At 67.4% G+C, this 11,547-nt stretch carries 7 protein-coding genes and 3 pseudogenes; 3 read left to right on the top strand and 7 right to left on the bottom strand.

Features of this window, described 5'->3' with window-relative positions:
* Positions 1–114: 114 nt before the first annotated feature.
* Complete coding sequence (locus tag E1294_RS48080; RefSeq protein ID WP_132518850.1) at positions 115–2,856, top strand: lantibiotic dehydratase; 2,742 nt, start codon at positions 115–117, stop codon at positions 2,854–2,856.
* Entirely contained in the window at positions 2,853–3,035 is a 183-nt protein-coding gene (locus E1294_RS48085; RefSeq protein ID WP_132518851.1) for a hypothetical protein, read from the top strand. Before E1294_RS48080 ends, E1294_RS48085 begins: the two co-directional genes overlap by 4 nt.
* Before the next feature lie 7 nt (positions 3,036–3,042).
* Here the strand turns inward: E1294_RS48085 and E1294_RS48090 are convergent, their stop codons facing one another.
* From E1294_RS48090 to E1294_RS48110, 5 genes and pseudogenes are all read right to left on the bottom strand, one after another.
* Complete coding sequence (locus E1294_RS48090; protein WP_132518852.1) at positions 3,043–4,083, bottom strand: hypothetical protein; 1,041 nt, start codon at positions 4,081–4,083, stop codon at positions 3,043–3,045.
* Between the two features lie 800 nt (positions 4,084–4,883).
* The gene (locus tag E1294_RS48095; RefSeq protein ID WP_132518853.1) at positions 4,884–6,323 is read right to left on the bottom strand and encodes an FAD-binding oxidoreductase; all 1,440 of its coding nucleotides are present in this window, start codon (positions 6,321–6,323) and stop codon (positions 4,884–4,886) included.
* Positions 6,324–6,751: 428 nt separating this feature from the next.
* On the bottom strand, positions 6,752–7,327 hold the full coding sequence (locus tag E1294_RS48100; protein ID WP_132518854.1) for a hypothetical protein: 576 nt from the start codon (positions 7,325–7,327) through the stop codon (positions 6,752–6,754).
* Between the two features lie 287 nt (positions 7,328–7,614).
* A complete protein-coding gene (locus E1294_RS48105; protein WP_132518855.1) occupies positions 7,615–8,136 on the bottom strand; it encodes a hypothetical protein in 522 nt (173 codons plus the stop codon).
* A gap of 509 nt (positions 8,137–8,645) precedes the next feature.
* Positions 8,646–8,963: pseudogene (locus E1294_RS48110) on the bottom strand (IS1634 family transposase); the annotation flags it as partial.
* Between the two features lie 101 nt (positions 8,964–9,064).
* On the opposite strand from E1294_RS48110, the pseudogene E1294_RS48115 reads away from it, so the two are divergent.
* A pseudogene (locus E1294_RS48115) lies at positions 9,065–10,051 on the top strand (IS5 family transposase).
* 23 nt (positions 10,052–10,074) lie between these two features.
* Here E1294_RS48115 and E1294_RS48120 read toward each other — a convergent pair.
* Positions 10,075–10,392, bottom strand: a pseudogene (locus E1294_RS48120) (transposase family protein); the annotation flags it as partial.
* Between the two features lie 162 nt (positions 10,393–10,554).
* Entirely contained in the window at positions 10,555–11,349 is a 795-nt protein-coding gene (locus tag E1294_RS48125) for a class I SAM-dependent methyltransferase (RefSeq protein ID WP_132518856.1), read from the bottom strand.
* Positions 11,350–11,547: the final 198 nt, after the last annotated feature.

Consider the following 11,547-nt stretch of genomic DNA (forward strand, 5'->3'; position numbering starts at 1 on the left):
CCCGCGTCCGGTTGATCACCGGCGACACACCGGCCCAGAACCCACTTCCGCACACACTTACCGCTTAACCTGCAAAAACAGGATCACTCGAAGATCGACTCATACACCACGTCCGTGGACGTGACCCGCGGTTACGCGATCCGCTCGCATGCCCGTGCAACGCCGCACGGAGTGTTCGCCGGGGTCGCCCAGGCGTCTTTCGCCGCTCAGGCGGCGGACCTGCGGGTGGGCACCGGTCACCGGGCCGTCACGACGCCGTCCGCGGCGTGGCTGCATGCCCTGGCCGAACAACTCGTGGACGACCCCGAGGTCCTGGCGCGACTGACTCTCACCACCAGTCCCACCCTGGCGCGGCGCGGCGACCGGTACGAAAGCGAACGCCGGGGGCAGCCGGGGGCCGGCCCTCGCCCGGTCAGTGTCCGCGCCACGCCGGCTGCGGAGCTGCTGGCGGAGTCCTGCCAGGGCGGAGCTCCCGCCCGGCAGGCCATCGAACAGGTCGAACAGCGGTGGCCAGGCGTCGCCCCCAACACGGTGGCTGGCGTGGTGGCCGGCATGATCCGCGCCGGGGTTCTCCTGCATGATCTGCTGCCTGAGGACGTGCGCGATGATCCGCTCGGGCATCTGCTGAGCAAACTACCGGCGGATGAACCGGCCCGGCCAGCTCTGCTTCGGCTGCGGGCCCTGCTCGCCGACGCCGATCGGCACCCGCCGGGTGCCCCCGATCGGGCTCGGTTGCTGCGAGAGTCCCGCGACATGGCCGATGAGCTGGCCTGGGCCGACCGGCCGCTGCGGGCCGACACCGTGGCCGACGCCGTGGTCACCCTCCCGCAGTCCCTCGCGCGGGCCGCCGCCGACGCGGCCGGGCTGCTGTGGCGGATCGGCCGGGGGACGACTTCCCTGTCGGTCTACCATCAGGCGTTCCGTGAGCGGTACGGCCCGCGCCGTCTCGTGCCGCTGCGTGAGGTCACCGACCCGGCCATCGGCCTGGGCCTGCCTCCGCACGCGCTCACCGCCACCGAGCCCGCGCCCAGCGCGGAGCGCACCGCCGTGCTGAGCCGCCTGGTGGCCGACGCCCTCACCTCGGGCCGCTCAGCGGTCACCCTGGACCGGCGTACGGTGGAGGAGCTGTGCACCGGGACCGGCGGCACGCCGCCGCGCACCGCTGAGGTCTGTGTCCGCGTGCTCGCCGCGACCAGCCCGGACGCGGCTGCGGGCCGACTGTTCCTGGCGGTGTGCCCCTACGGCGGCTCCCAGGACGCCGGAGCGACGACCGGACGATTCGCGGCGTTACTACCCGGCACGACGGTTGTGCCGAGCGGCTGCGACACGGTTGCAGTCGCGGAGATTGTGACGCTGCCCCGGAGCCACACCGCTGGATCGGTCGCGCCGGAGACAGGGTTCGCCGCGTATCGGATTCCCGTCGGGGTGCCGCCACGTCCCGGCGACATCGGCCTTGACGACCTGCTGCTCGGCTCCAACGGCCAGCACCTAGTGCTGTGGTCGGCCAGCTGCGACCGACCGATCGTTCCGGTACTGTACTCGCGGATCTCCCCGGATTTGCTTCCGCCGCTGGCGCAGTTCCTGCGCCTGCTCGGCCACGCCGGCGAACAGTTCTGGCACCCCTGGTCATGGGGGGAGGCCGGGCATGGGCCTTGGCAGCCCGCGGTGTGGTTCGGCCGCACGCTGCTCGCCCCCGCCCGGTGGGTGCTGCCACCCTGGCTGGTCAACGCCGCCGCCTCCCGGAAAACGTGGCACGACGCCCTGGACACGTGGCGGGTCACCACCGTGCCGGCTCCGCCGCCCACGGTGGTGACCGAATACCTGGATCGGCGTCTGCCATTGGAGCTGACCCACCACCATGACCGGGAACTGCTGCGCCGCCACATCGGGCGAGGCCTGCGCGCGCTCACCGAACCGCTCGGCGGCTGCGACGCCGAGCAGGCGGTGGCCTGCGGCCCGGCCGGGCGGCACGTGCTGGAGGTCGTGGTGTCTCTGCGCCGCCGGGCGGAACCGGCCGCGCCCCCGGCCCGCGCTGCAACCACGGCGGTCCGCCCGCCCGGCGCCGGACTGTACCTGCCTGGCGGGCCATGGCTGTCGCTGGCGGTGCGCGCCCCCGCCCACTGCCAGGACACGGTCCTCGCCAGTTTGGGCGCGCTGACCAGCCGATGGGCGCACTGCTTCGACCGTTGGTTCTGGCTGCGGTTCCACGACCAGTCACACGGCTCCCATCTGCGGGTCCGCTTCCACGGGCGTCCCAGCGAGTTGAGCGGCACCCTGCTGTCCGCGCTGAGACAATGGGGGCAGGACCTGCACCGGCAGCGGCTATCGGGCGGGTACACAGTGGAGCCGTACGAGCAGGAGATCGAGAGATACGGCGGGCTCGGATCGATCGGCGCCGCCGAAGACGTGTTCTGCGCCGACAGCGCCCTGGTCCTGGCCACGCTCGAGCATCTGCCGCCAGGCGAGGACGACCGTCTGATTGCCGCCGCCGTATCCGCGGCCGCCATCGCCCGGCACATGGCCGACGGCGCTGTGGCAGCCCTGGCCGGTGGGCGGCTCAACCGGGACGGGCACCGCCGCGCGGACGCACTACGCGCGAGGGTGCGCGCCGCCGCCCCCCCAGCGTTCCCGACGCGGTGCCGGGCCGCATGGATCGACAGGACCACCGCATTGCGCGCCTACCGGCAGACCCTGCCGCCTCATCAGCGCACCGGCTGCGCCTCCGACCTGATTCACCTGCACTGCAACCGGATGGTCCCCGGCCTGGACGATAAGGCCATGGTCCGGTTCCTGGCCACAGACCTGCTGCGCGCCGCACCACCTCACCCCAGCACTACCGACAGGAGAGCATCATGACCACCACTGGTGTCCCGGCAGACCCCGCCACCGCTGGCCCCACCGCTGCGGACCGTGCCACTGCTGACCGCGCCGCCGCGCAGGCTCTGACCGTCGCCGAGCGGCTCCTGGACCCCGTCGCCATCCGCGACGCGGCCGCCGACGCCAGGGTTCTCCCCCTGGTCTGCTCGTCGCTGTGAAGCGGTCTCACGTTAGCGCTTGATGCAATTGCCGGATCGTCGATGCAACCCGGTCACGGTTTCCTGCAACGAGGAACGTTTCGTATGTCAAGACGTCGCCTTTGGCGACGTCAGCGGCAGGAGAGGTCACCTGCATGGTGTACTCACCTGCCATGCCGTTGTACGGCGACGGGGGGCGGGTCATCGTGTAGTAGTAGGCGGATGTCCCCAGTACGGCAGGCCTGACATACATGCCGAGACAGTACAGATGGTCGGCGGTGCAGCGCAATACGGGATCTTTGCTGGCGTATTCGGCGGCTGGATTAGCGGTGAGGACATTGCCGGTCAGCTCGTAGGAGTACACGCGGACGAAGTCCCGCTGAAGATAGGCTATCAGCACCCCATCGAATTGATCACGAAAGGAATCTTCGGAGGTCAAAGTAGCTGATAGCCGCACCACATTCGCCAATGCCGCGACCTTGTGGTCGGGAGCGAGCTGGACCTGGGTACGCAGCCAATACGGCGACAACCCCAAGGTGAATGGACTGGTGTTGGGCTGTACATTGGCGGCCAGGCAGCCGTCATAGCCGGGCTGGCGATCCGCCCGGGTCAGGTACATGGCCGGCCGCGATTCAGCGCGAATCGAGGACCCGGCTTTGGCCATGACGTATAGGGCACTTGTGCTGGGTCCGTGATATGGTTCGCGCTGGCCCACGTCGTCGATGCGCGCCCCTGCCTGCGTGGGGTTGTAGCATTCGGTGGCCCTCCCGGTCTTCTGCCAGGCGTGGAAGGCGTATTGGAGCGCGGCCCCGTGCCCGCCGCTGGCGATGAATTCCTTCCCGCCCACCTTGACCGAGGCGATCGCCCCGGCCAGCGAGGTGGAACTCGTCACCGCGAGGCTGTTGCGGTCATCGACCAACGCCGACACCGAGACGTCGGAGAACGTACGGTTCCAGTTGCGCACGGAAGAACACTCGCTGCGATATGTCTGAACGAACTGGTAATAGCCGGGACTGCTGACCGGCGGTGGCACGCAGGCGCTCTCCATCGCATGGGCAGAAGGCGTCATCGCGGGCACGAGGGAGACGCATAAGGCCTGAACCACTAAGGGCACGGCGGCTCGTCGAAATGTCATAACGGCAAATACACCACACCGGCACCGCCGGGGCCCAGCACAGCTCACGGCTTTACATAATCGTTATCATTGCGGCCTGGAAACACCGAAGAAGTCAAAGTGAAGCTGTCATGCGACATCCTTAGCCATCGGTATTAGTTGATTTTGAATTAAATTCTAGATTTGAATCTTCCCGGAGATCGGGGGCCACGCACGCTCACCCGGCAATTACGCGAGATGCGCTCGGCCAACGCCAGATCCAGCGGACCCGAAGATGCCGCATCCGCAAGAACCCTTGGCTCGCCACCGTGAACCGCGCCATCTCACGACTTGAGCTCTTCAGGCGATAGCAAGGATCGTTTCCGCGTCCTCATCGAGCGTAGGCGAACTACTTGTGAACAGCCCGGACCGGCTGCTGATCCACATGACCTCGACCAAGGCAAGGCCCTACAGGACCCCTCGCGGGTGAGGTCGCACAATCATCCCGCTGAGGCCGTACCCGCCGTGGGTCATCGCAGCGGCGATGACGACGGGCAGCATGTGGTCGCCCAGCAAGCACGTGACTGAATCACCTCGGCGCCTTCTGGCAGCCATGGCATCAGCGGACTCCCGGGCCCGGCCTGCCCGGTAACCGCTGTGGACCGATTCCATGGCAGGCAGCGGGTACTGAACGAGTGATCTCGGCAGGAACGAGTCGCGGGCGCGGGCCGGTCAGGACCTGAAACACCTGCTCAGCATCACGAAACCCGGCCAGACTACCGGGGATCACCGCGCTCCCCCGTCCGGCCCCTCGCCGGTGGGATGTTGTGATTGAGACGGAAGGTGTTGTGCGGGTCATAGACGGCCTTGAGGCCGGTCAGCCGCTCGTAGTCTGCGGCATCGTAGGCGGAGCGCACCTGCGCGGCGGCCCCTTCGCCATTCATGAAGTTGAGGAACCGCCCGCCGGTGCTCCACGGTGCGACCGCATCCAGCACGCGCGCGTGCGCTGGCCGGATCTCCGCGATGTCGGCGCGTTCCAGCCGCGACACCACGTTGAGCACGTATCGCGCATCGCGGTTACCGACGGCATTGCCCTCGGCGGGCGGGTGAGTGAGCCGCCCGCCGAGGTGGCGCAGCTCGACGATGTGCGGCACCTGAGCGTGGGGACCGGCCAAGTCGAGGATGGCCTGGACACTGGTGGCGTCGAGCTCGCCGAGCATGGCAGTGCCCGCCTCGAATGCACCAGGGACGACAGGGTCGTTGTAGATCGACCCGGTTTCGGCGTATGCCAGCTCACCGAGGGTGTCACTGATCGCGCCGATGGCCCGCAGTGGCCCCATCATGCGCTCGGTGCCCCCGGGATCGCCGGGTGCGCAGGCGATACGGACCTGTACGGTGTGACGCCCGCGCATCGGCTCAGGGATCGCCGGAACGTCCGGCAGGGAGATCAGTGCAACCGAGGAGTTCATCGCCTCGGGAACGATGGAAGTCCATTCCAGGTAGGTTTCGAACACCTCGGCGGCCTTCTCGACGGGAAACACCAGTCCCCCGCCATAGACCGTGGTGACCGGCATCAAATCGATCTGCATTCCGGTCACCACGCCGAAGTTGTCCCGGCCGCCGCGCAAGGCCCAGAACAGATCCGGCTCGGTGTCCTGGGCGACATACCGCATCCGTCCATCCGCCGTGACGACGTGGAGCGCGCGCACGTGGTCGGCGGCGTACCCGAGACTCCGGGACAGCAGTGCCAGTCCGCCTCCGAGGGTGTACGAGACGGCGCCCACGTGCGGGGCCGAACCGGACAGGGGCGCCAGCCCGGCCGGCGCTGCCTCTTGGATCACATGATGCCAGCATGCCCCGGCGGCCACCCACGCTGTCCGGGCATGGGCGTCCACCCGGACAGCGCTCATCCGGGCGGTGTTGATCAGCAGGCCGCCCTCGGCGGCGACAGCGGCCGAGGCGTGCCCGGTGCCCTGGACAGCCACCGGGTGCCCACGGCTACCCGCGTAGGTCACCGCTGCCTGCACATCGGCGGGTCCGACGGCGCATACCACCAGGTCAGGACAATGCTGGCGGGCGATCTGGAATCCGGCGCGTTGCGCGTCATACCGCTCGTCGTTGGCAGCGACGACCGGACCCGTGATCTGCTCGGCCAATGCCTCGATCTCAGAGGCATCGACGGCGAGCGTGCTGGGTTGCGAGTCGAAGCGGTTCATGCCTGTTCCCGTCGTCGGTGTTCCAGGGTGTTCAAGGGGTTGCGCCCGGACCTCCCGAGCAGAGGCCCGGGCTGCGGTGCATCCGGCTGGTACGCCGGCGGGCGGACACCGATGAGCGGGTTGGCCGTCACGGACACGGCTGATCCGGCTCCACCAGCCCGCGCGGCCCGCGACATCTGTGCGGACACCAGGCGTGCCAACGTTGCCGCACTCGATGTCACGGATCGCGCGGGGATCCCATACTGGATCGGTGGTGGTCGTCAGCCAGGACGGGAGACGAGGTCCAACGGATGTGGCTGAGCGAAACCGATCCCACGGCCTGGTCTCGTTGCCCAATCCATGTCCGCGGCGTGAGGCTCGGCCATCAGCGCAGTGCTCTCTGGGCAAGAACCGGATCGATCAGAATCGACCGGACGGTAGGGGTTTCGTCAGTTCGGGCTTGTGAACTGGTAGAACACCCAGCCGTCGAGCTTCCAGCCCGGCTCCTTGGCGAGGATGCTGTTCTTGTGCTCCTCAATGGCGAGCCGCCAGCGGCTGTTGCTCGACAAGCGCCAGACCCGCACATCACCGCCGGCCGCCTGACTGGCGGGTGCATAGCCGAGCTTCCCGTCATAGTGATAGTTGCCCGTGGCAATCAGTCGATCGCGCTCGGCCTCGGTGGTCGAGATGATATAGGAGTTCTTCTTCTGCCACCGCAGCCGGTAAAGAGGCTTGCTGCCGGCGAACGGCGTGCTGGCGATGTAGTACATGGGTGTCTTCGTGATCCGCCAGCCATACTGAAGCGCTGTCTGCTTCTCACGCTCGCTGGCAGTGTAGAAAAAGCCACCCTCCTTGGTGACGAACTCATAGACCTTGACGCGGGGAGCCGTCGCGCTCGACGCGGACTTGCTGCCTGCCGCAGAAGCCGACGCCTGTACTGCGGTGCCGGCGGACAGTGTGGCGCTGACGGCCAGCACGAGTCCGAGGACCGCCGTTCGGCGCGACCACGCGAATGATGACGTCATGTGTAAGTGTTCCCTCTCGATATGAATGCGACGCGTTCAGGCGGGAGGAGCTCCGGCCCGTCTGACGCATACGTCAGATGAGCCTCTGCCATCGGAGAGCACTGTGACCAGGCCATAGACCGGCCTTTTGCAGGGCATTACCAAGCCGGCAGTCAGATTCATGGCACCGGCCCGATTTCATCTGCGATTCGGGACCGGCATCGGGCGGCGCGCCGCCCGGCGCCTCTGCCGGACTTGTCGCACCCGCCCGCCCGGCGGGACCGGTTCCGCCTGTGCGGCGGCGGGCTTCAACGTTTCACGGCCTCGTACACCTCAAAGGTCTGATCGACCTTGGCGGTCACCCCCGTCACATCGTTGATCAATGTCCAGAGAAAGTCCTCGTCAGGACCCCACGCCGGAATATCGACACGCGCTTCCGCCGGCAACGGCTCTCCGGCATCGACCACGGCCTCGCCGTTGTGAAAAACGAGACCCCGGACCAACTCGCCGTCGTCATAGAGCCACAGCCCGTAAATGCTCGACACACTCGAGAACAGGACCGCCAGGGCTCGCGTCCCCTGCAACGCCCAGGGCGCACCGGTCTTGAACAGGTTGTCAACGTCGCTTGGAATCCGCTGGTCAGCGTCCCACATCTGACACCAGCCGTCCGCTTCAGCGAGATAAAGGCGTTGAGCAGGACTGTGACTCCACGCATGATCGGCGCTCAACCGTTCACCGCTCGGCAGGAATTCAGTATTGTCCGGCAGACAGCCGATGACCTCGCCGATCGATCGACCCCGCACGAACAACGCCGAAGTGTTCCACCCCATGCCTGGCAATTTTCGTCGTGTCCCACCGACGCGTCAACGGAGTGCTTGAACCCCATCCGGCTTTGCTGGAGGCCTGAAGCCAGGAAGAAACGCTGGCGAAGAACGTGATCGCGCGTCACGCAACGCTCGGTCAGGAGCCGGTCGAGGTGCACGGTGACCGATCCGATCGCCCCCACGCGCTCAGGTCCGAGCGTTTGCCCGTGACCCGCCGGTTCTTGTCGGTGAAGACCTCGACCAGGCCGGGCTGGTAGCCGTCCGTGGCCGATGGTCCGGGAGAGGCCCCGCCGAGGTGGAGGATGCCGCCGATGATCAGGCCGGTGTCCGAGGCGGTGGGGAGGTCCTGCGCCTTCGCTGACGTGTCCGGCTTCGTGGATTCATCCGGCTTGCCGGCTCGGGCCTGCGTTCCGCGTAATTCAGCGGGCTGGAGGCTTGGATTCGGGGTCTGACCTGGGGTGACACGGATGTGGCCGCCTTGAGGGCGTTTCTCTAGGCGGTGGCGGAGGTGCTGGTCAGCGGGGTGTGGCCTGAAGGTCGATGACCTTCTTGGGGTGGTCGATACGGAGCTTGGAGAGCAGGTCGATCTGCGGTTTGGTCAGGTCGGTGACCCGCCGGAATGTCCCGGTGGAGCCGGTGAAGGTGCCCAGGTGGAGGCGGCTGAGTTCCCGGCGGGCGTGCTGCCAGGTCGTTCCTGCCGTGGTCTCAATGATGCGGATGAGCAGGAGGGCGAGCCAGCAGAGGATGACGTGGGCGCGGATGCGTTCTTCGAGCCGGTGATAGACCGGCCGCAGGTCGATGATCTGTTTCATGTCGTGCCAGCTCCGCTCAAGCAGCTTTCTACAGTGCACCTATATAGCTGTTAGAGCCTGTACGGAGTTGAGATCAGAGGAATTGCCTGCGGTCTGCTCTGGGAGCCTGGTACGTCTTCGCCATGGCACGCGGAGACCTCACCGACGAGGAATGGTCGCTGATCGAGCCTCACCTGCCGTTGGGTGAGCGAGGCCCGATCCCGGATCTGCGGCAGCAGTTCAACGCGGTGATGTGGCGGTTTCGGACCGGCAGTCCGTGGCGCGACCTGCCCGTTGCGGACTACGGGCCCTGGTCCACCGTCTACGACCGGTTTCGCTCGTGGGCGGTGAGCGGCGTGTTCGAGCACCTGATGCAGGCGTTGATCGCGGAGGCTGCGGCTCGTGGACAGGCCGACCTTGACATGGTGAGCGTGGACTCTACGACGGCCCGCGCGCACCACCACGCTGCTGGAATGGCTCTGAACGACGAACTGGCCGCAGCGCTGCGCGAGGCCGCCAAGCAGGAAAAGGGGCTGCGCCAAAGGGGCAAATCGCCGAGGAGGGTGCCCCGGGCGAGGACGGAGAGCGGGACGAACGCCGACGGATGCGGCGCCGGCACCGGTTCGGCTGAAGGTGGCCAAGCTGGGCCGCTCGCGGGGTGGGCTGAGCGGCAAGGTGCATGTGTCGGCCGACCGTCGATGTCGTCCGCTGTCTTCGTCCTCACGCCTGGCCAGGCCGGTGACAGCCCGCAGTTTCGGGCCGTGCTGGAGCGCATCAAGGTCCGTCTGGCTGTCGGCCGTCCGCGCACCCGGCCGGGTGCGGTGGCCGGCGACAAGGCGTACTCCTCCCGCGGCAACCGCGCCTACCTGCGCCGGCGCGGGATCAAGGCGGTCATCCCGGAGAAGGTCGACCAGGCGGCCAACCGCAGGAAGCGTGGCTCCCGCGGCGGCCGGCCGGTCCGTCATGATCCCGATCTCTACAAGCAGCGCAACACGGTGGAGCGCTGCATCAATCGGATCAAGGAGTGGCGTGGGCTGGCCTTCCGCTACGACAAGACCCCCGACAGCTATCTGGCCGGTCTGCACCTACGCGGAGCTATCTTGTGGCTCCGCAGCCTCCACCCAGCCTGAAGATCCGAACCCCGCACAGGCCCTAGCACCCCAGGCACCTGTTCGCGGAAGGTCTGGCGGCAGCCGAGCGTGGCACACATCAGACGCCGCACCCGCGCACAGACCACCACCCGGCGGTCATCGACCGGCACGTCGGCCACCGTCCTCAGCTGGTAGCCGTGCACCCGCCCCGACGACGCCCCGCACACCGGACAGACCGCGGCCTCCTTCGGAGTCCGCGCCCGCACCACGATCCGCTCACCCTCGTCGGCCACATCCTCTATGACCAGCGGGGACAGACCCGAAAACACCGTCCGCGCAAGATCGTTGACATCTTTCACACGAATGTCAACGACCCTCATAACCCTTCGTCACCACCGAATGTGAGACAGGGCCCTTACAGTGATACCCCCTGTGGGGGCTGTGGTGCTGGCACCCCGCAGGCGCGACGGTTCTGCGAGCGGTTCGGGTTCACGTTGTCGTGGCGGTCGGCTGCTGCCAGACCCGCCGCTGGAGGAGATGCACTACCCGGCTGAGGCTCGCAGGGAGTACATGAGCGGGATTCTGGGCGTGCCCTCCGGCAGGCGGTAGCCGGTGCGGTCGCCGGACATCGTGGGGAAGCGGCGGAAGAGCGTGTGGTCGTGCTCGTGCAGGAAGTCCACCCGCAGGCCCGCCGCCGCCAGCGAGCTGACGACGTCGCCGATGCCGTGCTGAAACTGCACGGACGTGTAGGACTCGATCAGCCGGCCACCGGTGTAGGTGTACGGCTCCTCCCAGACATGCGGGCCCCGGTCGAAGTAGTCGTAGGTGACCATCGTGCCGGTCTCTTCATCAAGGACTTGGGGAAAAGGGTGGAATTCCGAGAGGTAGAGGAATCCGCCCGGTTTCAGCAGTGCGGCGGCCACCTCCGCCCAGTGGGTGAGCTCGGGCAGCCACACCAGGGCGCCCAGGCCGGTGTAGATGATGTCGTAGGTCTCGCCGAGCGCCCCAACCGCGTCGTACACGTCGGCGGTGACGAACCTTGCCGGGATACCGCAGTCGGCCGCGATGGCCCTGGCCTGGTCGATGGCGGCGTCGGAGAAGTCGAGCCCGGTCACCTCGGCGCCGAGCCTGGCCCAGGAGAGCGTGTCCAGGCCGAGGTGGCACTGCAGGTGCACCAGGCGGCGGCCGGACACGTCGCCAACCTCCGCGACCTCGAACGGTCTCAGGACGCTCCGCCCGTTGGCCTTGAAACTGTCGACGTCGTAGAAGTCGCTGTCGACATGGATCGGAACCCGTGCGTTCCAGTTGGCCCGGTTGGTCGTCAGGTAGTTGTCCATGACGCCCGAGCGTAAGCAGGAACGCGGTCACGGCGCCTCCCATTAAGTCGGGCGTACCGCCGCCGCCTTCCGTAGGGTCGGGGGCTGGCGCGGTGGCGTCTCCTGGCGGTAGGGCCTGGGGCCTTCATGTTCCGCCGGTTTCCCGGTCGGTTGTGCCACCCCAGTGACCGTGACCAGGTTCGTTGCTCCGTTTCCAGT

The organism is Nonomuraea diastatica (genome assembly GCF_004349015.1).
Lineage (GTDB): Bacteria > Actinomycetota > Actinomycetes > Streptosporangiales > Streptosporangiaceae > Nonomuraea > Nonomuraea diastatica.

Coding starts and splice junctions, on each gene's coding strand:
- E1294_RS48085 (WP_132518851.1), top strand. CDS start 2,853: ATGACCACCACTGGTGTCCCGGCAGACCCCGCCACCGCTGGCCCCACC.
- E1294_RS48090 (WP_132518852.1), bottom strand. CDS start 4,083: ATGACGCCTTCTGCCCATGCGATGGAGAGCGCCTGCGTGCCACCGCCG.
- E1294_RS48095 (WP_132518853.1), bottom strand. CDS start 6,323: ATGAACCGCTTCGACTCGCAACCCAGCACGCTCGCCGTCGATGCCTCT.
- E1294_RS48100 (WP_132518854.1), bottom strand. CDS start 7,327: ATGACGTCATCATTCGCGTGGTCGCGCCGAACGGCGGTCCTCGGACTC.
- E1294_RS48105 (WP_132518855.1), bottom strand. CDS start 8,136: ATGGGGTGGAACACTTCGGCGTTGTTCGTGCGGGGTCGATCGATCGGC.
- E1294_RS48125 (WP_132518856.1), bottom strand. CDS start 11,349: ATGGACAACTACCTGACGACCAACCGGGCCAACTGGAACGCACGGGTT.